Source organism: Sphingomonas sp. (assembly GCF_029239295.1).
Taxonomy (GTDB): domain Bacteria; phylum Pseudomonadota; class Alphaproteobacteria; order Sphingomonadales; family Sphingomonadaceae; genus Sphingomonas.
This window is the reverse complement of the sequence record NZ_JAQZBC010000008.1, coordinates 129,280-155,695: the sequence shown is the minus strand read 5'-3', so window position 1 is coordinate 155,695 and position 26,416 is coordinate 129,280. Positions and strand designations below refer to the sequence as shown.

The window sequence follows — 26,416 nt, the reverse complement described above, 5'->3', positions numbered from 1 at the left end:
GTCGATGCTGCCAGGCGGGTTGTGCAACACCGCCCCGAGGGGCACCATACCAACCCCGGACTCCAGTTATGACTGGTAGAGCTTTGGGGAGCACGTCATCCCGTAAGCGGGGAGATAGGGCATGGCTGAGAATTTCGGTATCGTCACCTTCAGCGATCAGGGGCCGGTAAAGACGTGGTCCCGATTGGCGGCGATCGCCAGTCACAACAACCGCGAGAAGCCGGAACCGCATTGTGACCCCAGGGCCCCGGGACCGGTTCGCCTATGGGGTGGGGCCGACTTGATCACGGAGGTAAAAACGCGCTTGCGGGATCATCAGATTGATCCTGCCGGGCTGCGCAAGAATGCTGCCATTGCATTCGAGGCCATAATGACTGCCTCACCGAAGTTCTTCACGTACGGCGCAGGCGTGGAGGCGCAAAAGCGAACTGGTGCTTGGATCGCAGCCGCATGTTCGTTTGCACGCGACTTTTGGGGCGGGAACCGCATCGTCTCGATGGTTCTTCATGTGGACGAGACCACCCCGCACATTCATGTCGTGCTGTTGCCACTCGTCGAGAAAACCTACCGGCGCTGGCCAGATCGAGGAAAGACGTGGACGCTTGAAGCGAAAAGCATTTCGGGGCCCGGCATGTATCAGGCGGTGCATGATGCGTACGCAAAGGCGATGTCTCCACTTGGTCTAGTTCGAGGAGTGTCGGGATCGCGTGCGAAATACAGGCCCTACGCGGTCGAGCTTGCGGAGCTTGATGCGGAGAAAGCACGAGCGGTGGCGGCGGCCGATGCCGCGGCAACCGCACAGGCATTGGCGAGCGAGCAGGCAGCAAAGGATGCCGAACGCAACAAGGTGTTCCTCAAGGAGCAGGCCCGGTTACTTGAGGAGGTCAATGCGACGCGCAGGGCGCTCCTAGACGCCCAAGCCGAAGTCGGCCGAGAAAGAGCGAAGATCAGGAATAAGGCCCTTCGGCTTGAGGCGCTGAAGCGACAGATCGAAGCCGATGCGGCAGCGGTTCAGGAAAATCGAAGAGCCGCTGCTAAGGACCGACATGAGGCACGCATGCGGCTTTTCGATGTTAAGCAATCCATCGCAGAGCTCGCGAAGGCATCGGACTTTGCTGAGGCTCTCGGAGCCGCGCTGCTTTCCGTGCCGCACTCGGAATTGCCGTCGGGTGCACGATTTCTGCTGAGGAAGCTTCAAGACCTCAATCTGGCTTCTGTTCTTGTCAGGGTCTCGGCAGCAGATCGTGAGGCCCTGCCGTTGCAAACCAGGCGTCAGTTGGACCGAATAACGGGCCAGCGCAGATAGCTTCTGCCCGAGGTGCCCTACAGCCGATCCATCCCAAGGCCCATTCGGGCGCCGTCCATGATGAGGACGAGGCGCATGGCTCGCAGGATCAATTGCTGACGCACTGAATCTTGCGCAGCCGCAACGCGCCCATCCGGTGACGCCGCTAGTTCGGCAGGCGCCAAGTAAAAGTGTGCGTTCCGGCGGCGCTCGTGGGTTTACCGGCTGCATCGTTGGCCGGCGTATAGCGCCCCCGCCGGGTCAACGTTCGACAAGTCGCTTGATCAAGCGCGGGCGATCCGCTGGACGCCGTGACCCGGCAATCCTCCACGCGACCCTCACTGTTCACCGTGAAGGCAATTGAGGTCGTGCCTTCCTCCTCTGCGCGGATCGCGGAGGGAGGGTAATCGTCCTGGGTGATCCAGTCGGCGGGATTGCCACGCGGGGGTGTTGGACCAGCTGATGCCCCCGTGAACGGGTCGTCGGGTATGTGCGCGAAGCGCTGGCGCTCGCGCTCCGCAGCGGCGGCGATTGCTCGCTTAGCAGCGAGGCACCGGTCAACCGTTCCGAAAGCCGCGCGCGAACCGGACAGGTTGAGGCTGTCAACCAAGGTGTCGCCCATGTAAATCTTCAGGCCCGAGCCCGCGGAAAGGGACGAGGCAAAGTCTGCCGAGAACTTGGTGGCAAAGCCCTTCCGGCCATAGCTTTCGCCAATGCCGATTGCCTTTCCTCCACCATATTCCTTGCCATCCACATGGAAGGTCAGCTCGTAGGACGCGTCCTTTTTCGCCGACCAGCCATAGTTGGTGACGATTAGGACGACGTCGCCGTCCAAGCGTTTGGCCACAGTCAGCTCGGTCTCGCCTTTACCTTGAAACTCCGACGAGATGGCGCAGTAATCACCGCCCTCAAGTATTTCCCAGCCCGCCGTCGTCGGCCAATCGCGCGCAAGTGCAGGCGATGCGGTAAGTGTCATGGCTGCGATAGCGAGGAGTATAGCGCCGATTTCCTTGCTCCTCGCCGCCATTCTTCTGCCGTCCGCTATCTATGAATCGCGATGTGCGATGCGCTTAAGACCGTGCAAGCTACGAAACGATCGCGCGAGCCTCAACAGAAAGAATGCCATGACACACATCAGCTTCGTCAAAGTCGCGGATTAGGCGTGACGATTGAACCCGGAGGCGCGCGCCTCCAACATCAAGCGGAAGCCGTTGGTTGTGCAGACATGCCTTCGCGACCGACAAGAGACGGGCGCAGAGATCCTCAGCAGTTTGCACCTGCGCGCGTCCGACGAACCGTGGCTTTGCGAAAAAGTGATAGGTGAATGTGACGGTGCCACCGCGGAAGCATGCGCCGTCGAGCGGCACCGACAGCGGCGCGACGAAGCGGCCGAAGGGGAACATCGGCGTTGCTGGCACAGTGGATGGATAGATCCGTTCTGCTGGCACCAACTTAACCAGAGCACCATCAGCCTTAAGCCGAGCGAGAACGGCTCGCCTCGTTTCCCTGATCAGGTCGCCTGCTATCACCGAGTTGCGGTTCCAAGTCGCTGGTAATTCGCCACGGCCATCGGCGCCTCTCGGCGCGCCTGCGCTGTCGCCGCGCTTACAATCTGAGGCGCGCCTGCTTGGAGCGTTTGCACCGACACCTGTCCGCTGATTGCCCGCACCCGGGGCACGAACATCCTACCCTCATCCGCCTCGACTTTGATCACGACTGGTTGTTGAGCCGGCGGGCGAAGAGCGCTGCCGGCAATGCCTGACAGGTTCGTGATGGCATGGTTCGGCACTACCGTCCCAGACTGCGCACCCATGCGCAGCAGTTCCGGTCCGCGCTCGCCCACCAAGTAAGTCGTGCCTGCGCTCACAGGGCCACCGGAGGCGCGCCCGCCGCCGAAAATCCCACTTACCAAAGAGCCGACCAAGCCGCTGATCCCACCGGTTGCCATGTCCGCACCAAACAGCAGCCCTGCCAAGGGCTTGATGATGGCCTGCTGGATGGCGATACGGACGAGGTCGGAAATGATCTGATCGGCGACGTTGCTGAAGGCATCCCCCAGGGATCTCGCGCCCATGATCGCGTCGGTCAGCCCGTCGTTAAGCTTGTCCAACCCGCGCGCCTCTATTCCCTCAATTGCGTCGTTGATCTCTTCCGCGGTGCCAGGAAGGGAGCTGAGGTAGGACTGGCCTGGCGTCATGTTCTGCTGAGAAATCGCGCGGCGTCCGGCAGCCTGCACCTGCGGCAGGATGTCGAGTGTCCCTTGTGCGATCGCACCCTCTTCCTTCGACGCTTTCCCTTGAGTGGCGAGATCAATGATCCGCTGCGCCGCCAGGCGGCGCTCCTCAATCGCGAGATCCAGTAGCTGGTTCTGGATCATGGCTCGTTCGCGGGCGGACCGGGCAAGACTGGTCTGCGCCTCGAGCAGTTCCCGGTTATTACCGATGCGGGCCTGCGCTGCCGCCAACTCCTCGTTCGAAGTCCGGACCGTCTCGTTCCGATTCACGAGCAGCAGGCGGTTTTCGGTGATCTGGTCGATCAGCTTCTTCCGCTCGCTGTACTCCTGCTGGCTCAACTCCCCAAGCGAGCGCTGCTCATCGAGGCGGCTGGTCTGCCCCTGCTGATCAAGCCGAATACGCTGCCGGGTGTATTCGTCCTGTAAGCGGCTGTCGGATGTGATGTCCGACTTGCTCGAAAGCAGGTCGCTGCGCAGTCCGATCATATCGCGTTCTGCGCGCGCGGCTTCACGCAGGTTCTTGATGCGCTCGCGTTCTGCCTTGGCCGCTTCTCGCGTGGCCGCGGCATGATCGCGCTTCGCCTTCGTCGCGCCTTTCTCGGCTGCCTCCGCCGCATTTACCGCGTTCTGCGCGGCGGTTAGATCGGTGCGATACTGCCCAAGCGCCTTAGCATCCCCAGCCTGAATGGTTCGCCCGCGCTCCTCAACCAGGGCGAGCTTGGCCCGCGCCCGCTCTAGGCCAGTGGTGGCCGTCGCAAGGGCAACCTGCTTCTCGATCAGGCCGGCTGTGGCCTGCCCCACACCCAGCAGCGCCTTCTGTTGGGCGGTGGCTGTCCCGGTGAGCAGGGCTTGCTCGGCACGGAGCTTGTTCACGCTGCGGGTCGCGTCCGTAGCCGCCGCGGACTGCGCGGTAACGACCTTCACCAGCTCGCGGTATTCTGGCCGGTCCCCGACCGCCTGACGGACTGCGATGCCGAAGTCCCCGATTGAGCGGCGGCCGGCGTTATATTCGGACACGAGATCGCGAAGGCGCCGCTTGATTGGATCGTCGAACGCGCTGCGCGGATCCATCACCTCGGAAGCAGCAAGGACCGGATTACTGACGCTGCTGGCATCCCGCACAGCGCCAACCGCCCGGCTGCGGGCCGTCATGTACGCATTAGTCTGCTGCTCGATCGCGCCCTGTCGCGCCTGCGCGGCTGCGAGGCGCTCTACTGCTGTCACCTGCCGATTGATCGCCCCCGTGGTCAGGTCGACATAGTTCTTCAGGTCCGCCTGAGCGTCGCTCATCGTGTTGCTGGCATCACCCGCGCTGAGCAGAGCAGGAACGAGGGTGGCACCGAGGATCGAACCGACCGCGAGAAGGCTGGCGCCAAGCGGACCAGCGAAGAACGACGCGACCTTGGCAGCCTTTCCACCTGTGTCGGCCAGGGCATCGGCGAGCTGTGGGGCTTGCTGCGCAGCGATGAGAAACGGCGACTGGCCGCCGGCTAGCTGCGCACCGATGTCCGCATATTGGCGGGCAACATTGCGCTGGGCGTTGGCAATCCGTGCACTGTCTCGCTCGATTGTTGCCGTCGCCTTCGTGGTGGCCGCTTCGATGCGTCTGGTGGCGTTCTGCACCGTGTTCGCGGAGGTGTCGAAGTCGTTACCGACACCCTTGATGTCGCTGCGGGCTTTGTCGACGCGCGTGGCAATCTCAACGACCAGCGACTCGGCGGTGATCATTTCCCGGCTTCCTTGATGGCGCGTTTGACGCCCCGGCGGATAGTGGCTGCGACCTCTTTCTTGGTGGCGGCGACGGCGGGGTGAAAGAATGGGCGAGGGGCCATCTTCGATGTGCCGTATTCCAGCGCTGTCGAGTATTTGGCGTTGGATGCGACGAGCACCTTTAGCGGGTTCTCCTGAACCACCTCGATATTATCGTGGAGATGCTGGGTGTCGTTGTTTGGTGGCTGCCCTGGCAGGCTGGCAACGTGGTGCTTCCCGGACACCGAACCCGCCATGATCAATCCCTTCGCATGGTCGGCGACCAGATCGCCTGCGGCGAACGTGGCCGGCCCTACATGCTTCTCAACCGCGGCAATGAAGCGCTTCAGGCCGCCACGGTGGTTCCAGTGAATGCCCATTAGGCCGCCACCGGATCGTCAGGTTCGGCGTTGGTTGTGACGGACTTGGTCGGCAGCTCCACACCGAACATCGCTAGACCAAGCACAGCGAACGCAATCGTCCACGCATCCTCGATCGGCCGTCCCACGACGTAGGTACTGACAAGCTGCTGGGCGCGATTGGCCGAGACGACCACCGGTTCTCCCGCCACCTCGCCCGAACCGCCGCCGATCAGCGCCAGGCGGATTGTTTCTACAGCGTCGCGCTCGATGATTTCCGACGCCAGGATCTCGGCTGCGCTCACCTGCGTCCAGTCCGGCTCGCCGGATGGTAGGAGAGGGCGCCCACGGGCCATGCGACTGAAGATGCCGCCGATACCGAGCGGTCGGTGATTGCCTTCAGCGTCCTTGAAGCCGCACAGCCGCTCCAGTTCGGCGATCTCCTTGCGGCCGAGATGAAAGCGATACACGCCATCCCCGAACGGCAGGTCTGCCCAGGTCACCCGCTTGGGCGCATCCCGGCGGCGCTCAAGCTCAGCCCGGAGCGCGGCAAGCTGGGCAGCATTGCTCACGCCGCCAGCACCCACCCGGGCACGACAGGGTTGCGCACGCCGATAGTAAAGGCGGCCAGTTCCTCGGGGGAGGGCTCACCACCGTGGATGACGTGCGCGACGACGGCGGCGACGATCGGCTCCAGTTCGGATGATGGGGCGTCGGCGAGGTGAAACTGCACGATCGCAGCCGCCTCCGCGGCGGTGAAGGTGCGGATCCTTCCCGCGGTCACCGCGCGGGCGCCGCCGGCCACGGCCATGGTGATGATCTCAAGCATTTGCTCGCGTGTCGGCGCAGCGGGGCGAACGAAGGGAGGCCAGCCGCCGCCGTTCACCGGCATTGCAGCGGACCGCTCCCGTTCAACGTCTGCCGCCTTGAGGAAGTAGCCGTGCACAGTGCCAATGCCGCGATCATGCCGCTTCTCGAACGCACAGATCGCGTCGTGTGACGGGGCGAGCAAGAAGATGCCCCCAAACAGGGGAAGCCACAGGCAGCCGCAGTTGGACCGCATGCGCTGCTCGTATCCGGTGAGCGGCCGGCCGGTGCCCGCCCACACCAGCTTGCCGTCGCGCTCGACGGCGGTGCCAAGATCCTGGCTCATGCCTCACCCACCGGCGTGCCGTTGTGACGGCGATAAGGATCGGCGGTCCCGTACTGCGACATGTTCCGGATCGTCGCGATAGCCGTGGCCTGAGCAATCGCCTTGATCTCCTGGAGTTGCTCACGGGTGAATACGATGGGCTGCTGGGCGGCGCTGGGCTGGTGGGCGTCGGTCAATTTCGTGCTCCTGCTTTCCGGCGAAGTTCGATGGTGCGGCGCTTGTTTTGCTCGGCAGTGCGGTGAGCGGTCCGGGCGGCGCGAAGGCGGTCGGGTCCCAGCACAGTGAACCACCGCTTGGCGGCGCGCTTGCCGAACAGGTATTCGGCGCGTCGCCAGCCCTGCGTGATGAAGATCGGCTCGAATTCGGGCGGCACGGGGTGAGCCACCTTTGTGGAGGGCGCCTTCAGCCTGCTAAGCGACACAGGCTGCCTCCTCGTCCACGATGCCGAGACCGGCCGCTTCCTGAAGCTCGGCGAAATACTGGCGGGCCTCCGGTGAGGCGCGGTTCCAGGCGCGCATGATCAGCACCGCTTGTGGCGTGTCCTGATCCTCATCCACGAAGCCGGCGAGATCCTGCCGGTGCTTTATGGCAGCACGCCTTGCGCTGCGCAGTCCCCAGCCTTCTGCGGCGGCGCGGGTGGCCATGTCGAACCGTTCAGCTTCCGGGAAGGTCGCGAGCTGTGCGTGTGTTTCGAACGAGAGGCGCGTGTCTCTGCGATTACAGGGAAATGCGAGGGCAACCCGGCGCAGCTCGCCCAGCTTCGTGTGCGGAATGTCGAGCGCGTCGCCGATCGCCTTGCTCGTCGTTTTCAGCCCGGCGGCTCGCCCGGTCACCACCCAATCGGCCAACGCCCAATCTGCTGCATCCCGTGTGGCGAGCCTGCTGTGAAAGCCGGCGATCCATTCGGCGCTTGAAAGCGAAGTGTCGGCGGCGGTGGGTCGACATGCCATGCGCTACAGTCGCGCTCATGGTGGTAAAAGATTACCGCCGGCAGCAGCCCTGTAGTCGGGTTCCCCCGCACACCGCTCTGCGCTCACCACTGCATCGGGTGACATGACTTGGATCAAGCTTGTCGAATCACCCCGCAGCAACAACGATGCAGGATTGGGGCGGAGGGGGAAGAGAACAGCATGCCGTTTTACTTCAAAAAGTCGGTCAGCGCGGGACCGTTCCGGTTCAACTTCTCTCGTGGTGGCGTTGGTGCATCAGTTGGCGTGAAAGGCTTCCGCGTCGGAACTGGGCCGAGAGGGCATTACGTTCACGCAGGGCGCGGTGGCTTCTATTATCGAGCCACGATCGGCAAGCCAGGCGAACGACGAGGCCAAGCGGTTTCCGAAGTTTCGCCATCTGCAATCCCGGTTTCCACCTTCGAAAGTGGCGTGGAGATGATCGAGGTCGAGTCCGCTGACGTGCTCGCAATGAGGGATGAGTCTTTTGCGGACATGCTGGACGAGATCAACGAGAAGCGGCGGCAACTAAGCATGGCGGCGACGCTTGGTTGGTCGATCGGTATCCTCGGACTGTTGATCGGATTGGCCGCCGGGGGAGGATGGATCGTGCTTGGTCTGCTCGGCCCGGTCGGCTGGTCGTTTGGCAAATGGCTCGACTCATACCGCCGCACGAGCGTGCTGTTCTATGATCTCGAGCCAGAGGTGCAGCAAGCCTATGAGCGAGTGACCCGCGGTTTCGACCTGCTGGCAGGCTGCGCGGGCCGGTGGCATGTCGAAGCCGGAGGCGCGGTTCAGGACATAACGACTTGGAAGCGAAACGCAGGCGCGAGCCATATCGTCCGCAAGAAGCCGACCGTGCTTGAGTACAGGCTGCCAGCAGCGGTCACGAGCAACATAACACCGCCCGCGCTATATGTGGGTAGGCAGGTGATTTACTTCATGCCTGACGTCGCCTTGGTGGACGACGGTCATGCTATTGGCGCTGTCGCTTACAGCCGCTTATCGGTGGTTTGGCAGGATTCGAACTTCATTGAGGATGGCCAAGTGCCGGGTGACGCTGAAGTCATCGGGTACACATGGAAGCATCCCAACAAGAGCGGTGGCCCGGATAGGCGCTTCCGGGATAACAGGCAGATCCCGATATGCCGATACGAGGCAATGCATCTTCGTAGTGGCACTGGCCTCAATGAACTGGTCGAGTTCTCTAGAACGGGACTTGCATCCTTGTTCGCGGAGGCGCTGCAAGCTTTGCCGAAGAATACGGGGGTTCCCGCGAGCGAAGCTCTTCCCGCTGTTGCGAAACGGGCTTGACCACCAGCGTCCAAGTGCCAGCATCTAGCTGAATTAGAATCGGTGTGGGGGGAGAAGCATGGCCGTATATCTCGTGACGTATGATTTGAAGGCTCCAGGGAGAAGCTACCAGCCGGTGCATGACTATCTTCGATCCTTCCCAGACTGGTGCAAGGGCCTCGAGTCCGTCTACCTCATTGATACGACGCTAAGCACGACACAGGTGCGGGATGCCTTGCGCGCCAAAGTGGACGGCAACGACAAATTATTTGTCGTGCGCATTACGCGAGACTGGGGTTCTGTGAACTATGGCTGCGGCGACTGGCTGAATAAGCCCGGCCGGGTCTTTTAATCCATCTGCTTCTTTAGGCTGTGCAACTCCCTTCGCATCTCTGCAACGGCTCGCCTTATGGCGAGGTAATCGCGGGAATAGCGCCCGTGCTTAAGTGCGTTTTGGTTGCCGGGCACGCCTGGGGACAGCCCGCCGTGAATGCGACACCGTCCGTTCGGCATTGCTGGGCACTGGCACGCCGTTCCCTTCCGCGTGCGGGCTAGGCAGCGCCGCGCTTGCTTGAGGGATTGTGGCTGTTCGGCTCGGCTCATGCGGTCGTTCCTCGGTTCTTGGTGGAGCCCCGGTCCCCCGGGGGCCGTGATGATGGACGTCGCCGACGATCGCCTGCGCGCCTGCCTCCACGGTCACATGCTCGACACGAACGGTCTGCTGGCCCTTGCCGCGCATTCGGGCCAGCGCTTCGATCTGGGCCGTGAACGTGCGCTGGAGCTTGACCGCGAGGTTGCCGTAAAGCTGCAGGAAGTCCCGGTTCGTCGTGCTCGCCGCTCTGCCCATGATGTCGGTCGTTAGCGCGTGATTCGAGGCCATCTGCACCGCCAACGCGGCTTCTAGTTCGTTCTCCGGGGCAACGGCAGACACCAAGGCGATGGCCGCATTCCACTGCTGCTCGGTCGCTTCCGCCGAGTCTCTCGAACGGGTGGTAGCGTTCAGCGCGGTAAGGGCCTGCGACATGAACTCGGGCGAACGGGTGCCGAACGCGTCGCCGATCCGCATCGTCCAGCCGCTGTCGTCGCTATGAGGCGCGGTGCCGACCCCGTCCTCGTTGCGTTGGATTTGGACCGGCGGCGTGCGATCCACCCACCGCTCCCGGGCCATGGCAATCCGTGCTTGCTCCTTCTCGAAAGGAGCGGGGCGGAGGTCTACCGGCGCCTCAGACTTCGTCTTCCTTGCACCCATCACGTGTTCTCCTGATCGTTGCTGTCACGCCAGCGCAGCGAGAGGTTCGCGCGCGCGCGGTCCTTCCCGGCTTGCGTCTTGGGCCCGGTGCTCGCGCCGCCGTGGAAGCGACATCGGCCGCTATCCGCGAGATCGGTCCGTCGGCACGGCTGGCCGGCGCGGGTGCGGGCGCCGCAGCTAAGCGCCCGCATGGTCGAATGAACGCCAAGTTCGGGGAGCTGCGGAAGCTGCGCGAGTTCACGGCACAGCGCCGCATACTCCGAGACGAGCCTTCGGTATGAGCCGACGCGCGTTGTCATGATCGGAACCCTACCAATGCGCGCGCGATACTGGCCGGAAGCTGCGTCGAGGCGCTGATCACGCATCATCCCCCGCGCGTTCTTCCTCCCATTCCCGGTGCATGGCGATCATGGCCATGAGCAGGGGACGCATGCGCCAGTTAATGTCGTTGCGGATGTGGTTGGTCAGCGAGATCTCGGCCGACTTCGGCACGGCTGCGAGCGCGGCCGGATACATGGCCTTCAGGTGGTTCACTGCCCCGCCGCCGATGTTCCTGGCCATTTGGTCGAACAGCCAGCGCGCACGCTTTTCCTGGCCTTCCGCAGACCGGCTTGCAGAGGCAGCTAGGTCCGGGCGGGAGGGTAGATTCTCGATCAACGGCCATACTCCCAGAGGTAGATCGTGTTTTCCCAGCTGGCGTTTCGGCGCAGGAGGAAGAACCTGTCCTCGTTGCTGAGCAGCACGGCGGTATCGGTAATCTGCGTGATGTCCCGCCCATCGAGCCGGCCCGCGAGACCGAGACGATCATCGTCCCCGCGGGCCGAGGCGCTGCAGCCGAACAGTTCAAGCGGATGCCAGCCAAGCGCTAGCGCATCGACGGCCCAACCGGTGCTCGCCAGATACAGCGCATCCCCGACGATCACGGGCCACACGTCGGGCTTGGTGATCAGGGGCGCGCGTTGGCGAAATAGGCTGGCGATCCCACGAACTAGTTCGGTTGGCAGGCCGCGCATGGCTTCGCGCTGCTCGGGGTTGAGGGCGGGAAGATCAGCCCCCTCCTTTGGCTCCGGCTTAACGCGAAGACGTAGCTGCGCGTTCATGCATCCCACCCCTTGATCGGGGCTGTCTCATCAGGTGCTTGGGGCGCAGGCGCGAGGCCGCTCAAGGCCGCGCCTGCGTTCCCCTGTAAGGGGAGCGTGTGTGTTCTGCACGTTTCCGCGGAGTCGTTTCCCGCGTTCACGCACCGTGTTTCCGCGCCGTTTTCCGCACCGTTTCCCGCACCCTCGCCAGCTGTTTCCCGCAGGCCAAACACGGCCTTCCGGTCGGCACCGCGCCAGAGCTCGGCACGTTCGATGCGGCCAGTGCGGAACAGCCTGTCCATGGCTCGCTCGAGCCGGTCCTTGGACACGCCGCGGGCTTCAGGCATGGTGGCGAAGACAACCGGGGCAAGGTTGCGTCCGGTCTTCTCCGACACCGCACGACGCTGGCGCGTGCGCTCCGCGAGGCAGGCGAGAAACACCGCATCGTCACTGTTGTCCCGCGCGATCGCGGCTACTTCCCCGCGCAGCTCGTCGGACAGGTCGCTATCAAGCACGAGGGCGAAGTCGTGCCAGCGGAACACGATCTGTTGGTCTGGGCGGGCGTAGTTCGCCTTGCCGAGCGTCAGGATCCGAGCGTCGGGGTCGTGACCGTCGTCAGGGCGCTTCAGGACGATCTGGGACCGGACGGCGTTGAGCCAAGCAGTAGAGCCGGAATAGCTGTCGCCCACCTTGTTGGGGTGCGCGATCAGAACCACCGTGACGCCGAGCTCTCGGCACAGCTGGTAGAGCAGATTGATGAACCCGGTCACTTGGCCGCGGTCGTTTTCGTTCCCGATGAACAGGTGGCCGACGTTGTCGAGCACGACCAGTTTCGTCCCGGTCTCCGTGATAGTGCTGCGGAGCAGCGTGTAAGCCGGGGCGGGGTGCAAGCGTCCCTCGGAGTCGAAGGTGGCTAGTTCGTTGTTGAGCCGTCCGCGCAGCGAAACGACGGCGAGTTTTCCGGCAAGCTTGTCGACGCTGGTGCCGATCGCGCTGGCGATCTTCCGCAGCCGCCAGTGGTTTTCCCGGTCCTCGTCCTCGGCTGTAACGTAGAGGGCGTTGCCCGGCTGCACCGCCACACCCAGCATCTTCCGCCCGGCCGCGCTGGCGGCGCATAGCTGCAGTCCAAACGTCGACTTGTTGGTGCCGCCGGGGCCGGTGAAGAGAGTTACCTCTCCGTCCGGGATGACGCCGTCCATGCGGAAGGACTTAGGCTCAGGCTCCTGCTCGGCCCAGGCAGCCAAGTCGGCCACCGGGAACATCTCGACGGACGGACGCAGGGCGGCGTTCGTGAGGCGGCTCAGATCATCGGCAGTGCCTCGCCAATCCACGATGTCGCCGCCGGCCGGCAGCCCTTCAAGCTCCAAGATCACCGCCCGTCCACCGGCAGCTTCGACAGCGGCTCGGACTTTCTCAGCGTACTCGCGTCCAGGGCTGTCATTGTCGGGCAGGACGACGACAGTGCGGCCGGCAAGGGCGGCGGCGTAGCCGTCCCGCCAACTCTTCGATCCGAACGGGCTGGTCGTGGCGACCAAGCCCCAGCTCGCCAGCTTGTCGGCCTTGCGCTCGCCCTCAACGAAGTAGACCGGGAGATCGGGCGAAGACGCGAGCAGTTCAGGCAAGCGGTAGAGGACCCGCTTGATACCGTTGGTGCCGAATACCCAGCCACCGCGGCCATTGGGTCGCTCGGCCACAAACTTCTTCTTGTGGCCCGCACGTTCCTGGCGAACCGTTCGGTAAACCTCGACCCCGCTGGCGTCGTAGTAATGGTAGGTGCCCGTGATGCGCCACTGGTCGCCGGCAGCCTGCCGGAGCGGGGGCAACAGGCCGGCTGCGCGGCATAGTTCCTTGATCTCGCGCCAATCGGCTCCGTTGAAGCTGTTGATCACGACGTCGCCGTCGTCGTTGTCCTTCACGGTCACACCGCGATCGGATTTCGAGTGGCCAGGCGCGGGGAAGCTGCCATACGAGCCATGCCAGTCGCCATTGAAATGACGAGTGATGTTCTCTGCGGGGGACCCCATCACAGGCTCCCCGAACGGGCATCGCGGTCCGCAACGGCAGGCGAGGGGCGGTGCACGAGGTTACGCGCAACCCAGACGATTGCGCGCTTGCCGTTCGCGTTGAGCCGTCGCGCTCCGCTGTCGCAGATGAGCCCCTGCATGCGAAGCTCCGACGTGCGCGGCTGGATTGACCCGCGGTCGAGCTTAACCGCTACCGCCAACTCGTTCGTGGTCAGGCCGCGGGCACCAGCCGCGCGGATCGCCCGGAGTGCGATGCGCTGGAGCCGGGACACGGAGATGCTGATGTCGTCTGCCGCCGCAGCCGAGGTGTCGATGCCGCGGTGACCGGGCGCGAGCGGGTATTCAGCCATCAACACCCTCCATCGGAGGAAGTCCGTGCTTCTTCAGCAGGATGGCGAGCCAGCTGTTCTGCTTCTCGGTGAGGATGTTGGCGTCGAACGCGATGCCGCCCAGAAACTGTCCCTCACGCGGCCGCAGCCCGGCACCTGAGGTGAGCAGCGCCATCGCGGCGTCCTGATGGGAGGTAAAGGCGCTCACGACGAGCCACCAGCTTGAGCGGATTGAAGATAAGCGACGTAGGCCAGCAGCATCTGCACGGCAGCCGCAGACATCGTGACGCCGCCGTCCGTCGTGTCGCCGACGCACTCGGCGGCGTGCTCCAAGGCGAAGCGGCTCCATGCAAGGGGCGCGTTCGGGTCTGCGCTGGCCGCGATTGCCAACCGGCCAGCGACATATCTGCGCATCCCCGGGGCGCCGCCGTGTTCGATCAGCTCCTCGACGCTCAGGTTCGTGGTCGCGCCCGGATCGCTGGGATCGGCAGGCCAGACCAGCGAGGCTTTCGACGGGATCATGCGGCGCCTCCGAAGGCGAGAGGAGCAACAACTGCCGCGAGCGACGGCGACATGCCTGTCACAGCGATCAGCCGTTGAACCCTGAGCGAATTCAGATTATTGATCCCGCTGTCGCCGCCACAGTGACATGCAGGAAGCCGTCCGATTGCCGGGCGGCTTTCTCGCTTTTTAGGGCGCGAGCTGAGCCCCTCCGGCCGGGTCACATTGCCTCACGCGCGCCGGTGTCGCGATACGCTTCGAGGTCGCGCAGCAAATAGAACTGCCTGCCACCGACCTTCCGCGCACGCGGGCCCACGCCTTTTGAATACCAGTCAGCTAGCGTCTTGCTGCTCCGGCCGAGGAATGCCGCTGCGTCGGCGCGTGATACCCGCCCATCAGGCAGAACTCGGATGCGAACATGTTCGACCATCGGATCCTCCACGGTAACGGAAACGTATCCGTATGGACCTATGGGTATCCGAATCATCTTGAGGGCGCAAGCGGAAACGGATACGTCTCCGTCAGAAGGGAATTTCGATGGCGGTTTCGTTAATCAAGCCGGGGTTCGCCTTTGGCGATGTAGTTGCGATCATGATGGACCTGTTTCGAGTGGACCCCATCAAGCGCGAGACGTTTGTTGGCCGACTTCAACAGTTGCAGAAGGCGGGCATTCCTGCGGGGGCCAATTCAGGGCGCGGTACGAAGGTGCGCTATAATGCCGCCCAACTCATCACGCTTATGACCTGCCTTGATCTGCTGGACTGCGGTGCGACGCCGGCGACCCTCGCGTCATTCTTCGGAGATGCCGCTGCCAACAATTTGGAAACGCTCTTCAGCGAAGAAGGGGGAAACTTTGGTCGTCCCTTAGCAATGGCTGAAGCGTCGCAGATGGATTTGTTCTTTCTCTTTCAGCCGAACGCCCTCGGTTATCTTCAGTCAGGATCAACCGAGACAGATGAAGATGGAGGCGTGCTGCTGATCGAGGGCGACTTCAAGGCGCTCGAGCGACTAAATGCGAAGCCGTCGATCGCTATCAATATGACGCGGCGGGTGGCTGAGCTCAGGGGCGTTGTTGACAGGTTGTTGCCCTCTCAATCCGTCTTGCTCAGGTTTGTCGCACCGACTGAAGCATCGGAGTAGACATGGCGCTCAAGTTCGCAAAGCTGACCCGCCCTGCGATTCGCGGCCTGGCGATCGGGCAGGAGCTTGCCGAACACGGCATCATTGCCGAGCGTCAGGCGAACGGCGACGTCCGCTATCGCGTCAACATCATGGTTGATGGCCAGCGCATCCACCGGGTCGTCGGCCGGGAAAGCGAAGGCGTCACCCGGGAGCAGGCCGAGCGCCTGATCGAGAAGTTTCGCACCGAGGCGCGTGAGGGGCGACTGAACCTGCCGAAGGGGCGCAAGCTCCACCGCAGGTTCAGCGACGCGGCCGACGAGTACCTGCAACGTTTGGCAGACACGGACGGCAAGAACCTGAAGCCGAAAACACAGCACCTGAAGAACCATCTCAAGCCGTTCTTCAAGGCGCACCGACTCGACGGCTTCACCGATTTCAACATCCGCCAGTATCGGAAGGCGCGGACCACGGCAGGCGCCGCTGTTGCCACCGTAAATCGCGAGCTCGCAACCCTTCGGCACCTGCTCAAGTCCGCCGCGTCGTGGAAGTGGATCAAGAAGGACGCAATCCCCGACATCGTCATGGAGCCCGAGGTGCAGCAGCCCATGATTGCGCTGAACGAGGCTCAGTCGGCGGCGCTGATGAAAGGCGCGATCGGCGACCAGGACGGACGGTGCTGGCTCTTCGTCGCGTTCGGGCTAGGCGCGGCGATGCGGCATCGAGAGATCCTACGTGTGCGCTACGACCAGATCGACTTCGACAACCGGCGCATCCTCATCCCCGAGGCGAAGGCTGGGCAGCGCGAGCAGCCGATCACGCGGTCGCTGGTAGATGCATTGAAGCGCCAGCGCGCGATGGAGGACGAGGACAAGCGCGACGGATGGGTGTTCCCGACCTTGAACGAGAAGCAGTCGAGGGCCGGGCACCGTACCAACATGGCCCGGCCGTTCGCCCGCGCAGTGGTTCGCGCCAAGCTCGATCCGGACAAGGTCACCCCGCACACGATGCGACGCACCGCGATCACAAAGCTGGTGCGAGCTGGCGTGGACCTGCCCACAATCCAGAAGATCAGTGGGCACAAGACCCTCGCGATGGTGCTGCGCTACGTCCACATGCAGTTCGACCATGTGGACGCGTCGATCTCAGCGCTCGATGCTGTTCTTCCTGGCGCAATTACACAGGGATTACACACGCCTGCCGCGCCAGACGCCCCGGAAGGGGCTGCCGTAGTGGCAATTTCTAGTGCCAAGTCAGCGGCTTAGCGCTGGAGGCCCGACCGGGAATCGAACCCGGGTGCAAGGATTTGCAGTCCTCTGCGTCACCACTCCGCCATCGGGCCTCGATCGCGTGGAGGCGGGCTGATGCGGCGGCAAGGCAGGCATGTCAAGTTTCGACATTGGCGCATTTGCATCGACGCGATAAAGCGCCACTCTGATGGTAAGTGTATTGCCATGCTAAAACAGCCGTGCGACAGGTGACAGAATGACGATGACCATGGAACGCCAACCCGATTTCGCCGCCCTCCGCACCGCGATGGTGGCCAGTCAGCTGCGTACCAATGCGGTGTCGGATGCGCGGGTCGTCGCCGCGATGGCCACTGTGCCGCGCGAACGGTTCGTTCCGGCCGATCAGGTACCGTTCGCCTATCGTGATGGCCTAGCGGAGCTCGGCGGCGGGCGTTCGCTCAATCTGCCAACCGCGACCGGGCGGCTGTTGACCGAGGCGCGCCTTGTTCCTGCCGATCGCGTGCTGCTGATCGGCGCTGCTTCGGGGTACACGGCCGCGGTGCTGGCCGAACTGGTGGCCTCAGTCGTTGCGGTGGAGTCGGACCCGGCGCTTGTCGCCATGGCGCGCGTGTCACTGGCCAACGACAGCCGGGTGACGATTGTCGAAGGTCCGCTGGAACGAGGCCATGCGGCTGGCGCACCGTACGACGTCCTCATCATCGATGGCGCCGTTGAAGAGGTGCCGGAAACGCTGGTCACTCAGGTTCATCCTGATGGCCGCGTTGTCGGCGGCCTGATCGATCGCGGCGTGACCCGGCTGTCCGCCGGTCGACGCAGCGGGGGTGGTTTTGCGATGCTGGATTTCGCCGACATCGAATGCTGTCGCTTGCCGGGTTTTGCCAAACCGGCCCGATTCACCTTCTGAGCAAAGGCTGCAATGACCCGCGTCCGTTCACTTGCCATGCCGCTGACCCTTGCGGCTGCGATCGCCGCTTCCCCGGCGCAGGCGGACACGCTGCGCGATGCGCTGGCGCGGGCCTATCAGGACAATCCGACGATCACCGGCAGCCGTGCGCAGCAGCGTGCGAATGACGAAAACGTGCCGATCGCTCGTGCGGCGGGCCGTCCGACCCTCGGAAGCAACGCCGGCGTTACGGAAAACTATCTGCGCAGCGGCAATTCCTTCACCACGCCGGAGAAGGTCGCGCAGGCACAGTTGGCGTTGAACGTGCCATTCTATTCCGGCGGCGCGGTGCGCAATTCGGTGCGGGCAGCGGAAACAAGGGTCGAGGCAGGCCAGCTTGGTCTGCGCGGGACGGAGGCGGCGCTCTTCACCGACGTGGTAGGCGCCTATAACGACGTTCTCCGCGACGAGGCGATCGTCGGGCTCAACGCCCAGAACGTGCGCGTGCTGGAAACGAACCTTCAGGCCAGCCGTGATCGCTTTCAGGTAGGCGATCTGACTCGCACCGACGTCGCGCAGTCGGAGGCGCGGCTCAGCCTTGCGCGCGCACAGCTGCAGCGCGTGCAGGCGAACCTGATTGGGAGCCGTGAAAATTACGTTCGCTTGGTCGGCGCGGCGCCCGGTGCGCTTGAGCCGCCGCCGCCGCTGCCCAATCTGCCGTCCAATGCCGATGTCGCGGTTGACGTGGCATTGCGTGACAATCCCTCGCTCTTGTCAGCGTTGAAGCAGCGTGACGCGACCGTGTTCGACGTGCGCGTCGCGCGAGCCAGCCGGTTGCCCACATTGGGGGTCGGCGCAACCGGCAATTACGTGAACTATCTCGGCTCGCTGGGCTCCGGCACTGGGCTCGGCGTCGGGCAGTCCGGCACGTCAGCGGGGATCGGGCTCAACGTCAGTCTGCCTTTCTTCCAAGGCGGGCGGCCCGCGGCGCTGGTTCGCCAGGCGCAGGCGCAGCGCTCGCAGGCGATCGAGAATGCGACCGCTGCGGAGCGCGACGTCATTGCTTCCACGCGGTCGGCCTATGCGGTGTGGCAATCCTCGCTGCAGGTGATCGCGTCATCGGAGCAGGCAGTCGCGGCGAATCAGCTGAGTTTGGAGGGCGTCCGCGCCGAAAACAGCGTCGGCACGCGCACCATCCTCGATATTCTGAACGCTGAGCAGGAATTGCTCAACAGCCAGGTCACGCTGGTGACGGCACGGCGTGATGCCTATGTCGCCGGCTTCGCGCTGCTCGCGGCGATGGGGCAGGCGGAGGCGCAGGATCTCGGCCTCGAAGGCGGCCCGCTGTACAATTCCGCCGAAAACTACCGTGCCGTGCGCAACCGCATTTCCGACTTTTCCGATGGTCCGACGCCACAGGCAATCGCGCCGTCAACCAGCGGCGTGCCGCCACAGAACGCCAATGTCACTCGTCCGCTCGATCCCGCGCTCGACAGCAGCAAGGTTGACAGAAGCCCGGCGTTGACCACAGGTGAGAGCGCACCGAACCGCTGATAGTCAGCCGTTTTTGGGACGAGGTGGACTGCGCGCATGGGGGATGTCAGCGCCGAGCCGTCGATGGAAGACATTCTGTCCTCCATCAAGCGCATCATTGCGGAGGAGGGCGACGATCGCCCGATCCGGCCTCGGCGCAGTGGGGCGGTTCGTGCCGTGCCGGCGGCGCCGATCGCTGATGACGACGAGCCGGAAGAAGTTCTCGAACTGAGCGACCCGATGCCGCCGGCGTCGTCGCGCGCCAGCGTGAGCGCCGACGCGGCCGCTCCGACCGCAGCGCCAGCCGTGACGGAGCGTTCGCCCGGCCTCTCTACCGCGCAGGCCGCTGCCGCGCTGCTGTCGGAACAAACCACTCAGGCGACCCGCGGTGCGCTCGATGCGCTGTCGCGGCTGATGGTGAAGCCGGAGCCCGGTAGCGACGGTACGCTCGAAGGGCTGGTGCGCGACATGCTGCGCCCGATGCTGCGTGAGTGGCTGGATACGAACTTGCCGACATTGGTGGAAACGCTCGTCGCGCGGGAAATCGCAAAGATCACGCGCGGCTCCTGATCGTTCGCCTGCCGCACGACGGGTGGTCACGCGACAAGGCGATTGTCGCGCCTGTGACGATCTGCTTTACCATTTGGCCATGAGGATGCTCCTGTCCGCGAGCCTCGCTGCGCTCGCCGTCACCGCCGCTCCGGCCTATGCCCGTCCCCTGACGATCGAGGATCTGACGACGCTCAGCCGTGTCGGCGCGCCTACCGTGTCGAAGGACGGTCGCTGGATGGTCTGGGCCCAACGGGAGGCCGATATCGACGCCAACCGCGGTCGGTTCGATCTGTGGAGGCTCGATTTGACGCGTCCCGGTGCCGCACCGGAGAAGCTGCTCGCCGATCCGCAGAAGGACGAAAATGATCCACAGATCGTCGGCAACACCGTCTATTTCGCGATGGACGATGCGATCTGGTCGGTTCCCGTCACGGGCGGGACGCCGCGCAAGCTGACCGACTTCAAGGGTGGGTTTAACGGCTTCAAGGTCGCGCCGACGGGTGACAAGATCGTCGTCTGGGCCGATCGCCTGCCGGGCGCCCCCAGCCTGGAGGAGCCGATGATCCGCAAGCGCGCGGATGCCGGATCGGGCCGCACCTATGACCAGCTGTTCGTGCGCCACTGGGATACGTGGAGCGACGGCAAAAGGTCGCAGCTGTTCGTCCTGCCGCTGACCGCCGCGGGCGCGCGCGGCAATGGCAAGGCAGTCGTGGGCGGCCTCATCGGCGATGCGCCGTCCAAGCCGTTCGGCGGCGCGGCGGAAGTTGCGTGGAGCCCCGACGGCAAGACGCTCTATTTCGCGCTGCGCGAGGCAGGCCGGATCGAGCCCACCTCGACCAATCTCGACATCTTCGAAGTGCCCGCCGACGGCAGCCGCGCGCCCGTCAACCTCACCGCGGACAACAAGGCTACCGACAATCAGCCGGTCGTCTCGCCTGATGGCCGCACGCTCGCCTGGTTCGCCATGCGCCGCCCGGGCTATGAGGCGGATCGCCAGGTGCTGATGCTGCGCGATCTTGCCACCGGCCGTGTCACCTCGCTCACCGAGAAGTGGGATCGCTCGGTCGGCTCGATCGCCTGGGCGCCCGACTCGCGCTCGCTGTACGTTACGGCCGACGATACGCAGGAAACCCCGCTGTTCCGCGTCGATGCGCGCACCGGCCAGGTTACCCGGCTGACGCAGCAAGGCCATGTCGGCGCGGTCGCCGTGACGCCCGCCGGGCCGATTGTTGCAATCGACTCGCTCACCGCCCCGGCCGATTTCTACCGCGTCGCCGCCGCCGGCACGCCGCAGCGGCTGACCAACGTCAACGCCGCCAAGCTCGCCGGCATCGACATGCCGACCGTCGAGCGGTTCAGCTTCACCGGCGCCAACAACGACACCGTCTGGGGCTATGCCGTGAAGCCCGCCAATAGCACCGGCAAGGTGCCGATCGCTTATATGGTCCATGGCGGGCCGCAGGGGTCGAGCAACAACAGCTGGTCATATCGCTGGAATCCGGCGGTGTTCGCGGGCGCGGGCTACGGCCTCGTCGCGGTCGATTTCCACGGCTCCACTGGCTACGGTCAGGCCTTCACCGATGCGATCCGCAACAATTGGGGCGGCTGGCCACTCGAGGACCTGAAGAAAGGCCTTTCCGCGGCGACCACCAAGTTCACCTGGCTCGACGGCGACAATGCCTGCGCGCTCGGCGCCTCCTATGGCGGCTATATGATGAACTGGATCGAGGGGCAGTGGCCCGACCGCTTCAAGTGCATCGTCCAGCACGACGGCGTCTTCGACGCGCGCGCCATGGCGTATGAGACCGAGGAACTGTGGTTCGACGAGTGGGAGCACGGCGGCAAGACCTATTACGAAGATCCGCAAGCCTTCGAAAAGTGGAACCCCGTCAACCACGTCGCCAAGTGGAAGACGCCGCAGCTCGTCGTCACCGGCGAGAAGGATTTCCGCATCCCCTACACCCAGGGGCTCGCCGCCTTCACTGCGCTCCAGCGCCGCGGCATCCCCTCGCGCCTGCTCGTCTTCCCGGACGAGAACCACTGGGTGCTGAAGCCGAAGAACTCGCGCCAATGGTATCGCGAAGTGATCGGCTGGATGGATCAATGGACGGGGAAGCGCTGACCTCCTATATTGGCGGTCAGGAGGCGCACGATGAAGATCGACATCGTTGAAGGTCCGCTCGACGCGGGGGCGCCCGGCAAGCCGCGCTATCGCACGGTGCGCGCGGACGGCAAGACGATGAAGGTTCGCATCGTTGACGCCGATAGCCCGTCGTTCGCCGCGGATTTCGGCGCGGCCTTCCGTTAGAATGTCCGCCGCGCGCGCCGCGCCAATCGCGCCCTCGCTGCCGCCGCTGAGTGACGGGAACGGTCAGGTCCGGCTTCGATCCGCGCTTGTGGATCGTCGCTGGCCCGAACGGATGCGGCAAAAGCTCTGCCTATGACCGAAGCGATGTCGACGAGTTCGGCGGGTCGGTCTGGATCATCAATCCCGATCTTCTGACCGTCCGAATCCGCGACACCGAACGGGTGCCGGTCGATCGCGCCAACCTGCTCGCGGTGCAGCGGATCGAGCAATGGCTGGATGCCTCGCTCGACGCCTATCAGACGATCGGCGTTGAAACGGTCCTGTCTTTCGATAAATATCGCCGCCTCGTGACCAAGGCCAAGGCGCGTGGGTTCGAAGTCCGCCTCATCTACGTCTATGTGAGGTCGGTCGATCTCCAGCTGGAGCGCATCGCCTTGCGGGTTGCGAAGGGCGGCCATGACGTGCCGGCGGACAAGGTGGCGGCGCGGCGCCTCCGATCGTTCGAACAGGCCGGCTGGTCCTTTGCCGAGGCAGATGCTGCCTGGGTCTTTGACAATTCTGGCGCGGAGCCGAAGCTGGTGGGGCGCAAGGAAGCCGACATGATCCGCATCAGTTCGGACATGCCCGACGAATTGTTTCGCGCGCTGGTGCCGGGGCAGGACTAGCTACTTCTGGTTTTCGCGCGGCGACGCTAATGCTCGCGACATGAGCGAGCTTCCCAAGACCTTTGACCCCGCCGCGATCGAATCCCGCTGGTACAGCCATTGGGAGGAGAACGGCCTGTTCCGTCCCGAGCGTCCCGGCGCGGAGCCGTGGACGATCGTCAATCCGCCGCCTAACGTCACCGGCTCGCTCCACATCGGCCACGCGCTCGACAACACGCTGCAGGATATCCTGACGCGCCACGCGCGGCTGAAGGGCAAGGACGCGCTTTGGGTGGTCGGCACCGATCACGCCGGCATCGCCACGCAGATGGTGGTCGAGCGGCAGATGGCGCTCAAGCAGCAGAAGCGCACCGATTTCACCCGCGACGAGTTCGTCGCCAAGGTGTGGGAATGGAAGGCGGAGAGCGGCGGCCAGATCACCGGCCAGCTGCGTCGTCTCGGCTGCTCGATGGACTGGGCGAACGAGCGGTTCACTATGGACGAGGGCTTCTCGAAGGCCGTGCTCAAGGTCTTCGTCGAGCTTCACCGCCAGGGCCTGCTCTATCGCGACAAGCGCCTCGTGAACTGGGATCCGGGCCTCGGCACGGCGATCAGCGATCTCGAGGTCGAGACGCGCGAGGTGAAGGGCAGCTTCTGGCAGATCCGTTACTCGCTCGCCGACGGCTCGGGAACGATCACCGTCGCCACGACGCGCCCGGAGACGATGCTCGCCGACATGGCCGTCGCGGTGCATCCTGAGGACGCGCGGTACAAGGACATGATCGGCAAGCAGATCAGGCTGCCGATCACTGGCCGCCTGATCCCGGTGATCGCCGACGAACATGCCGATCCGTCGCTCGGCACCGGCGCGGTGAAGATCACGCCGGGGCATGACTTCAACGATTTCGAGGTGGGCAAGCGCGCCGGCATGAAGGCGGGCGAGATGCTCAACATGCTCGATGCCAAGGCCAACGTCACGCAAACCGCGGACGGCCTGATCCCGGCCGAGTTCCTGGGGCTGTCGACGGCCGACGCGCGCAAGGCGGTGGTCGCCCGGCTCAAGGCCGATGGCGTCCTCGTGCCGCACATCGACAAGGAAGGCGTCGAGCATGACGCCGAGCCGCGCACAATCCAGACGCCGTTCGGCGATCGCTCGGGCGTGGTCATCGAGCCGTGGCTGACCGACCAATGGTATGTCGACGCCAAGACGCTGGCTCAGCCCGCGATCGAGGCGGTGAAGTCCGGCGCCATCCGCCTCGTCCCCAAGACGTGGGAGAAAACCTACTTCAACTGGATGGAGAACATCCAGCCGTGGTGCGTCAGCCGCCAATTGTGGTGGGGCCACCAGATCCCGGCGTGGTTCGACGCGGACGGCAAGGCCTATGTCGCCGAAACCGAGGCCGAGGCGCAGGCGCAGGCGGGCGAGGGCGTTGCCCTGACGCGCGATCCCGACGTGCTCGACACATGGTTCTCCTCCGCGCTGTGGCCCTTCGCCACCATGGGCTGGCCGGAGAACACCGACCCCACGCTCGGCGGGCGCTATCCCAATGACGTGCTGATCTCGGGCTTCGACATCCTGTTCTTCTGGGATGCCCGCATGATGATGCAGGGTATGCACTTCATGAAGGACGTTCCCTTCCGCACGCTCTACCTGCACGGCCTGGTCCGCGCGGCGGACGGCGCGAAGATGTCCAAGTCCAAGGGCAATACCGTCGATCCGCTCGGCCTGATCGACAAGTACGGCGCGGATGCGATGCGCTTCTTCATGGCGGCGATGGAAAGCCAGGGCCGCGACATCAAGATGGATGAGAAGCGGGTCGAGGGCTATCGCAACTTCGCGACCAAGCTGTGGAACGCCAGCCGTTTCTGCCAGTCGAACGGCATCGGCGGATCGACCACGCTGGAGCCGCCGGCGGCGACCCACCCGGTCAACAAGTGGATCATTGGCGAGGCGATCAAGGCGATCCAGTCGGTCGACTTGGCGCTGGGCGAATACCGCTTCGATGCCGCGGCGAACGCGATCTACCAGTTCGTCTGGAGTCAGTTCTGCGACTGGTATCTCGAACTCATCAAGGGTTCGATCGATGACGAGACGAAGGCGGTCGCCGGCTGGGTGCTCGATCAGATCCTCGTCGTCCTCCACCCGTTCATGCCGTTCATCACCGAGGAACTGTGGCACGCGCTCGCGCCCCGCGAGCATGACCTGATCGTCGCGCACTGGCCGATGGCTGACGCGCGTGCGATCGATCCGGCCGCCGCGCAGGAGATCGACTGGCTGATCCGCCTCGTCAGCGAAGTGCGCTCCAGCCGCACCGAACTGAACGTGCCTCCGGGCGCCCGGCTACCCTATGCGGTGACGGATGCGAACGCCGAGACGCAGGCGCGCCTCGAACGCAACGCCGCGACGGTCGCTCGCCTCGCGCGGATCGATCCGGGCGAAGTGTCGGGCGGCACGGCGCAGGTGGTGGTGGATGAAGCCACGTTCCGCATCGCGCTGGGCGACGTGATCGATCTCGCCGCTGAGCGCACCCGCCTCGCCAAAGCGATTGCCGCGGCCCAGAAGGAGCGTGACGGGCTGGCCGGGCGCCTCAACAACCCGAGCTTCGTCGAGCGCGCGAAGCCCGAGGCGGTGGAGAAGGCCCGCGCCGATCATGCGGAAAAATCAGCGGAAGCAGATCGGCTCGCGGCCGCCTTGGCGCGGCTCGGCTGATCCCGTCCGTCGGTGGCATTTCCCTAACTGGGACAGCTGCCGCGGACGAAAGCTGGCGGCGCTTGTATTGCCATCGTAACGGACCCCCTGTTTCGTTGGAGTTGAAATGACGCGCGTTAAGGTTTCGGTTCTCGCCATGGTCGCAGCGCTCGCTACGGCCGCGCCGGCGAGTGCCCAGTCGATCGTTGGCCTCGATGTCCTGCGTACCTGGAACCTCGTGGTCCTCGGCGATCTCACTTCCTCGTCCGAGGTAGAGGGCCGCACCTTCGTTGGCGGCAACCTCAACGGCAATTCGTCCAACTATCAGATCCGCACCCCGGAACCCTCGCCCTATAACGTCACTGGCCTGACGGTGGTGGGTGACGTCAATGGATCGCACAAGAACCTGAACGGCGGATCGGGCGCGGTTGTCGGCGGCAACGTCAACAGCGGCTTCAACCTGAACGGCGCGCCGCAGACGGTGAAGGTCGGCGGCACGATCGCCAACACCAACGTCAACCAGAACACGGTGACCTCGGGCCTCGCCGCGAGCGATCCGTCCTTCCTCGTCAACCTGAAGCAGCAGGGCAGCCTGATCGCCAGCAGCATGGGCGAGCTGTCGCGCACCTTCGGCGGCATGTCCTCGAACAGCAACCTGACGATCAGCGGCAATCGCGGCACGTTCGATGCGCGGCCGGATGCGCAGGGCGTGGCGGTGTTCAACATCACCGCCGCCGATCTCGATCGGATTGGCGAGATCAAGTTCAACCTCAACGGCGCCGACACGGCGATCGTCAACGTCACCGGCGCGAACGTGACGCTCAACGATAATTTCCTCGGCGGCACCACCGGGCTCGGCAAGCATGTGATCTGGAACCTGGTCGACGCGCAGAAGGTCGATGCCACCACGGCATGGGGCGGATCGGTGCTGGCGCCCGGCGCGGCGGCGACGACGGGCAATTACATCGAAGGCTCCGCGGTGTTTGGCAGCCTCGTGCAGAACGGCGAGTTCCACCTCGGCACCTATGTCGGTAGCTATAATCCACCGGCCGGCCCGCCGGGCGGTGGCGGCTCGCCGACACCGATCCCGGGCGAGGCTGCTGGCCTCTTCGCGCTGGGCGCGATCGGCCTGTGGATGATGCGCCGCCGCCGCCACGCAGGCGCCTGACGACCCTCCACAGACAACGGATAAAAAAAGGGCGAGGCGTCCAGAACGCCTAGCCCTTTTTTCATGCCT

At 64.3% G+C, this 26,416-nt stretch carries 32 protein-coding genes and 1 tRNA gene; 14 read left to right on the top strand and 19 right to left on the bottom strand.

All coding sequences use genetic code 11. The features are described 5' to 3' along the window. Positions 1 to 121 precede the first annotated feature (121 nt). Positions 122 to 1,306 carry a plasmid recombination protein gene (locus K0S66_RS10250; RefSeq protein ID WP_301075272.1) on the top strand — a complete coding sequence of 395 codons (1,185 nt, stop codon included), beginning with the start codon at positions 122 to 124 and terminating at the stop codon, positions 1,304 to 1,306. 145 nt (positions 1,307 to 1,451) lie between these two features. Here K0S66_RS10250 and K0S66_RS10245 read toward each other — a convergent pair whose 3' ends face one another. Genes K0S66_RS10245 through K0S66_RS10205 form a run of 9 tightly spaced genes read right to left on the bottom strand, consistent with a single transcriptional unit; the run spans position 1,452 to position 7,627 of the window. Next, positions 1,452 to 2,312: an energy transducer TonB gene (locus K0S66_RS10245; RefSeq protein WP_301075271.1), complete on the bottom strand. Its 861-nt coding sequence runs from the start codon at positions 2,310 to 2,312 to the stop codon at positions 1,452 to 1,454. 58 nt (positions 2,313 to 2,370) lie between these two features. Beyond that, positions 2,371 to 2,814, bottom strand: coding sequence for a DUF3168 domain-containing protein (locus K0S66_RS10240; RefSeq protein WP_301075270.1), 444 nt, complete (start codon positions 2,812 to 2,814; stop codon positions 2,371 to 2,373). Next, complete coding sequence (locus K0S66_RS10235) at positions 2,811 to 5,246, bottom strand: phage tail length tape measure family protein (protein ID WP_301075269.1); 2,436 nt, start codon at positions 5,244 to 5,246, stop codon at positions 2,811 to 2,813. Before K0S66_RS10235 ends, K0S66_RS10240 begins: the two co-directional genes overlap by 4 nt. Next, on the bottom strand, positions 5,243 to 5,647 hold the full coding sequence (locus K0S66_RS10230; RefSeq protein WP_301075268.1) for an HK97-gp10 family putative phage morphogenesis protein: 405 nt from the start codon (positions 5,645 to 5,647) through the stop codon (positions 5,243 to 5,245). Before K0S66_RS10230 ends, K0S66_RS10235 begins: the two co-directional genes overlap by 4 nt. After that, entirely contained in the window at positions 5,647 to 6,213 is a 567-nt protein-coding gene (locus K0S66_RS10225) for a hypothetical protein (RefSeq protein ID WP_301075267.1), read from the bottom strand. The genes K0S66_RS10230 and K0S66_RS10225 overlap by 1 nt, the downstream gene beginning before the upstream one ends. Beyond that, entirely contained in the window at positions 6,195 to 6,779 is a 585-nt protein-coding gene (locus K0S66_RS10220) for a hypothetical protein (RefSeq protein ID WP_301075266.1), read from the bottom strand. Before K0S66_RS10220 ends, K0S66_RS10225 begins: the two co-directional genes overlap by 19 nt. Then, positions 6,776 to 6,955, bottom strand: a complete 180-nt coding sequence (locus tag K0S66_RS10215) for a hypothetical protein (protein ID WP_301075265.1) — start codon at positions 6,953 to 6,955, stop codon at positions 6,776 to 6,778. Before K0S66_RS10215 ends, K0S66_RS10220 begins: the two co-directional genes overlap by 4 nt. After that, a complete protein-coding gene (locus tag K0S66_RS10210; RefSeq protein WP_301075264.1) occupies positions 6,952 to 7,152 on the bottom strand; it encodes a hypothetical protein in 201 nt (66 codons plus the stop codon). Before K0S66_RS10210 ends, K0S66_RS10215 begins: the two co-directional genes overlap by 4 nt. Positions 7,153 to 7,189: 37 nt before the next feature. Beyond that, positions 7,190 to 7,627 (bottom strand): hypothetical protein, encoded by a 438-nt coding sequence (locus tag K0S66_RS10205; protein ID WP_301075263.1) that lies wholly within the window; start codon positions 7,625 to 7,627, stop codon positions 7,190 to 7,192. 282 nt (positions 7,628 to 7,909) lie between these two features. Between K0S66_RS10205 and K0S66_RS10200 the strand changes: the two genes are divergently transcribed. Together K0S66_RS10200 and K0S66_RS10195 are read left to right on the top strand one after the other, a co-directional pair. Next, positions 7,910 to 9,040 (top strand): DUF4236 domain-containing protein, encoded by a 1,131-nt coding sequence (locus K0S66_RS10200; RefSeq protein WP_301075262.1) that lies wholly within the window; start codon positions 7,910 to 7,912, stop codon positions 9,038 to 9,040. A 58-nt stretch (positions 9,041 to 9,098) separates the two neighbouring features. Then, complete coding sequence (locus tag K0S66_RS10195) at positions 9,099 to 9,371, top strand: hypothetical protein (RefSeq protein WP_301075261.1); 273 nt, start codon at positions 9,099 to 9,101, stop codon at positions 9,369 to 9,371. On the opposite strand, the gene K0S66_RS16785 is transcribed toward K0S66_RS10195, so the two are convergent. Further along, complete coding sequence (locus tag K0S66_RS16785) at positions 9,368 to 9,622, bottom strand: HGGxSTG domain-containing protein (RefSeq protein ID WP_366520812.1); 255 nt, start codon at positions 9,620 to 9,622, stop codon at positions 9,368 to 9,370. The genes K0S66_RS10195 and K0S66_RS16785 overlap by 4 nt on opposite strands. A gap of 49 nt (positions 9,623 to 9,671) precedes the next feature. Between K0S66_RS16785 and K0S66_RS16780 the strand changes: the two genes are divergently transcribed. Beyond that, positions 9,672 to 9,881, top strand: a complete 210-nt coding sequence (locus tag K0S66_RS16780; protein ID WP_366520811.1) for a hypothetical protein — start codon at positions 9,672 to 9,674, stop codon at positions 9,879 to 9,881. A 386-nt stretch (positions 9,882 to 10,267) separates the two neighbouring features. Here K0S66_RS16780 and K0S66_RS10185 read toward each other — a convergent pair whose 3' ends face one another. The 8 genes from K0S66_RS10185 to K0S66_RS10150 all read right to left on the bottom strand — a co-directional run bounded on the left by K0S66_RS10185 (position 10,268) and on the right by K0S66_RS10150 (position 14,631). Beyond that, the gene (locus tag K0S66_RS10185) at positions 10,268 to 10,636 is read right to left on the bottom strand and encodes an HGGxSTG domain-containing protein (RefSeq protein WP_301075259.1); all 369 of its coding nucleotides are present in this window, start codon (positions 10,634 to 10,636) and stop codon (positions 10,268 to 10,270) included. Then, positions 10,626 to 10,925: a hypothetical protein gene (locus K0S66_RS10180; RefSeq protein WP_301075258.1), complete on the bottom strand. Its 300-nt coding sequence runs from the start codon at positions 10,923 to 10,925 to the stop codon at positions 10,626 to 10,628. Before K0S66_RS10180 ends, K0S66_RS10185 begins: the two co-directional genes overlap by 11 nt. Further along, positions 10,922 to 11,368, bottom strand: coding sequence for a hypothetical protein (locus K0S66_RS10175; RefSeq protein ID WP_301075257.1), 447 nt, complete (start codon positions 11,366 to 11,368; stop codon positions 10,922 to 10,924). The genes K0S66_RS10180 and K0S66_RS10175 overlap by 4 nt, the downstream gene beginning before the upstream one ends. Beyond that, positions 11,365 to 13,371 (bottom strand): AAA family ATPase, encoded by a 2,007-nt coding sequence (locus K0S66_RS10170; RefSeq protein WP_301075256.1) that lies wholly within the window; start codon positions 13,369 to 13,371, stop codon positions 11,365 to 11,367. The genes K0S66_RS10175 and K0S66_RS10170 overlap by 4 nt, the downstream gene beginning before the upstream one ends. Further along, complete coding sequence (locus K0S66_RS10165) at positions 13,371 to 13,721, bottom strand: hypothetical protein (protein WP_301075255.1); 351 nt, start codon at positions 13,719 to 13,721, stop codon at positions 13,371 to 13,373. Before K0S66_RS10165 ends, K0S66_RS10170 begins: the two co-directional genes overlap by 1 nt. Then, positions 13,714 to 13,875 (bottom strand): hypothetical protein, encoded by a 162-nt coding sequence (locus K0S66_RS10160; RefSeq protein ID WP_301075254.1) that lies wholly within the window; start codon positions 13,873 to 13,875, stop codon positions 13,714 to 13,716. Before K0S66_RS10160 ends, K0S66_RS10165 begins: the two co-directional genes overlap by 8 nt. A 29-nt stretch (positions 13,876 to 13,904) precedes the next feature. After that, positions 13,905 to 14,222 (bottom strand): hypothetical protein, encoded by a 318-nt coding sequence (locus K0S66_RS10155; protein ID WP_301075253.1) that lies wholly within the window; start codon positions 14,220 to 14,222, stop codon positions 13,905 to 13,907. Positions 14,223 to 14,421: 199 nt separating this feature from the next. Beyond that, complete coding sequence (locus K0S66_RS10150; RefSeq protein WP_301075252.1) at positions 14,422 to 14,631, bottom strand: DNA-binding protein; 210 nt, start codon at positions 14,629 to 14,631, stop codon at positions 14,422 to 14,424. Between the two features lie 107 nt (positions 14,632 to 14,738). On the opposite strand from K0S66_RS10150, the gene K0S66_RS10145 reads away from it, so the two are divergent. After that, a complete protein-coding gene (locus tag K0S66_RS10145; RefSeq protein WP_301075251.1) occupies positions 14,739 to 15,341 on the top strand; it encodes a hypothetical protein in 603 nt (200 codons plus the stop codon). 2 nt (positions 15,342 to 15,343) lie between these two features. Further along, entirely contained in the window at positions 15,344 to 16,585 is a 1,242-nt protein-coding gene (locus K0S66_RS10140) for a site-specific integrase (RefSeq protein WP_301075250.1), read from the top strand. Between the two features lie 3 nt (positions 16,586 to 16,588). On the opposite strand, the gene K0S66_RS10135 is transcribed toward K0S66_RS10140, so the two are convergent. Then, positions 16,589 to 16,662: transfer RNA gene (locus K0S66_RS10135), tRNA-Cys, on the bottom strand. A gap of 143 nt (positions 16,663 to 16,805) precedes the next feature. Here K0S66_RS10135 and K0S66_RS10130 point away from each other — a divergent pair. The 8 genes from K0S66_RS10130 to K0S66_RS10095 all read left to right on the top strand — a co-directional run bounded on the left by K0S66_RS10130 (position 16,806) and on the right by K0S66_RS10095 (position 26,347). Beyond that, positions 16,806 to 17,474: a protein-L-isoaspartate O-methyltransferase gene (locus K0S66_RS10130; protein WP_301075249.1), complete on the top strand. Its 669-nt coding sequence runs from the start codon at positions 16,806 to 16,808 to the stop codon at positions 17,472 to 17,474. 36 nt (positions 17,475 to 17,510) lie between these two features. Next, positions 17,511 to 19,007 (top strand): TolC family outer membrane protein, encoded by a 1,497-nt coding sequence (locus tag K0S66_RS10125; protein ID WP_301075248.1) that lies wholly within the window; start codon positions 17,511 to 17,513, stop codon positions 19,005 to 19,007. 36 nt (positions 19,008 to 19,043) lie between these two features. Beyond that, positions 19,044 to 19,556, top strand: a complete 513-nt coding sequence (locus K0S66_RS10120; protein WP_301075247.1) for a DUF2497 domain-containing protein — start codon at positions 19,044 to 19,046, stop codon at positions 19,554 to 19,556. A gap of 79 nt (positions 19,557 to 19,635) precedes the next feature. After that, a complete protein-coding gene (locus K0S66_RS10115) occupies positions 19,636 to 21,660 on the top strand; it encodes a S9 family peptidase (protein WP_301075246.1) in 2,025 nt (674 codons plus the stop codon). Between the two features lie 30 nt (positions 21,661 to 21,690). After that, entirely contained in the window at positions 21,691 to 21,846 is a 156-nt protein-coding gene (locus tag K0S66_RS10110) for a hypothetical protein (protein WP_301075244.1), read from the top strand. A 50-nt stretch (positions 21,847 to 21,896) separates the two neighbouring features. Then, a complete protein-coding gene (locus tag K0S66_RS10105) occupies positions 21,897 to 22,511 on the top strand; it encodes a zeta toxin family protein (protein ID WP_301075242.1) in 615 nt (204 codons plus the stop codon). 40 nt (positions 22,512 to 22,551) lie between these two features. Beyond that, positions 22,552 to 25,200, top strand: a complete 2,649-nt coding sequence (locus tag K0S66_RS10100) for a valine--tRNA ligase (protein WP_301075240.1) — start codon at positions 22,552 to 22,554, stop codon at positions 25,198 to 25,200. A gap of 106 nt (positions 25,201 to 25,306) precedes the next feature. Next, positions 25,307 to 26,347, top strand: a complete 1,041-nt coding sequence (locus K0S66_RS10095) for a choice-of-anchor A family protein (protein ID WP_301075239.1) — start codon at positions 25,307 to 25,309, stop codon at positions 26,345 to 26,347. The last annotated feature ends 69 nt before the right edge of the window (positions 26,348 to 26,416 follow it).

Coding starts and splice junctions, on each gene's coding strand:
- K0S66_RS10220 (WP_301075266.1), bottom strand. CDS start 6,779: ATGAGCCAGGATCTTGGCACCGCCGTCGAGCGCGACGGCAAGCTGGTG.
- K0S66_RS10155 (WP_301075253.1), bottom strand. CDS start 14,222: ATGATCCCGTCGAAAGCCTCGCTGGTCTGGCCTGCCGATCCCAGCGAT.
- K0S66_RS10110 (WP_301075244.1), top strand. CDS start 21,691: ATGAAGATCGACATCGTTGAAGGTCCGCTCGACGCGGGGGCGCCCGGC.
- K0S66_RS10245 (WP_301075271.1), bottom strand. CDS start 2,312: ATGGCGGCGAGGAGCAAGGAAATCGGCGCTATACTCCTCGCTATCGCA.
- K0S66_RS10160 (WP_301075254.1), bottom strand. CDS start 13,875: ATGGCGCTGCTCACCTCAGGTGCCGGGCTGCGGCCGCGTGAGGGACAG.
- K0S66_RS10130 (WP_301075249.1), top strand. CDS start 16,806: ATGACGATGACCATGGAACGCCAACCCGATTTCGCCGCCCTCCGCACC.
- K0S66_RS10230 (WP_301075268.1), bottom strand. CDS start 5,647: ATGGGCATTCACTGGAACCACCGTGGCGGCCTGAAGCGCTTCATTGCC.
- K0S66_RS10165 (WP_301075255.1), bottom strand. CDS start 13,721: ATGGCTGAATACCCGCTCGCGCCCGGTCACCGCGGCATCGACACCTCG.
- K0S66_RS10120 (WP_301075247.1), top strand. CDS start 19,044: ATGGGGGATGTCAGCGCCGAGCCGTCGATGGAAGACATTCTGTCCTCC.
- K0S66_RS10250 (WP_301075272.1), top strand. CDS start 122: ATGGCTGAGAATTTCGGTATCGTCACCTTCAGCGATCAGGGGCCGGTA.
- K0S66_RS10100 (WP_301075240.1), top strand. CDS start 22,552: ATGAGCGAGCTTCCCAAGACCTTTGACCCCGCCGCGATCGAATCCCGC.
- K0S66_RS10095 (WP_301075239.1), top strand. CDS start 25,307: ATGACGCGCGTTAAGGTTTCGGTTCTCGCCATGGTCGCAGCGCTCGCT.
- K0S66_RS16780 (WP_366520811.1), top strand. CDS start 9,672: ATGATGGACGTCGCCGACGATCGCCTGCGCGCCTGCCTCCACGGTCAC.
- K0S66_RS10115 (WP_301075246.1), top strand. CDS start 19,636: ATGAGGATGCTCCTGTCCGCGAGCCTCGCTGCGCTCGCCGTCACCGCC.
- K0S66_RS10185 (WP_301075259.1), bottom strand. CDS start 10,636: ATGATGCGTGATCAGCGCCTCGACGCAGCTTCCGGCCAGTATCGCGCG.
- K0S66_RS16785 (WP_366520812.1), bottom strand. CDS start 9,622: ATGAGCCGAGCCGAACAGCCACAATCCCTCAAGCAAGCGCGGCGCTGC.
- K0S66_RS10140 (WP_301075250.1), top strand. CDS start 15,344: ATGGCGCTCAAGTTCGCAAAGCTGACCCGCCCTGCGATTCGCGGCCTG.
- K0S66_RS10195 (WP_301075261.1), top strand. CDS start 9,099: ATGGCCGTATATCTCGTGACGTATGATTTGAAGGCTCCAGGGAGAAGC.
- K0S66_RS10175 (WP_301075257.1), bottom strand. CDS start 11,368: ATGAACGCGCAGCTACGTCTTCGCGTTAAGCCGGAGCCAAAGGAGGGG.
- K0S66_RS10200 (WP_301075262.1), top strand. CDS start 7,910: ATGCCGTTTTACTTCAAAAAGTCGGTCAGCGCGGGACCGTTCCGGTTC.
- K0S66_RS10145 (WP_301075251.1), top strand. CDS start 14,739: ATGGCGGTTTCGTTAATCAAGCCGGGGTTCGCCTTTGGCGATGTAGTT.
- K0S66_RS10170 (WP_301075256.1), bottom strand. CDS start 13,371: ATGGGGTCCCCCGCAGAGAACATCACTCGTCATTTCAATGGCGACTGG.
- K0S66_RS10125 (WP_301075248.1), top strand. CDS start 17,511: ATGCCGCTGACCCTTGCGGCTGCGATCGCCGCTTCCCCGGCGCAGGCG.
- K0S66_RS10150 (WP_301075252.1), bottom strand. CDS start 14,631: ATGGTCGAACATGTTCGCATCCGAGTTCTGCCTGATGGGCGGGTATCA.
- K0S66_RS10235 (WP_301075269.1), bottom strand. CDS start 5,246: ATGATCACCGCCGAGTCGCTGGTCGTTGAGATTGCCACGCGCGTCGAC.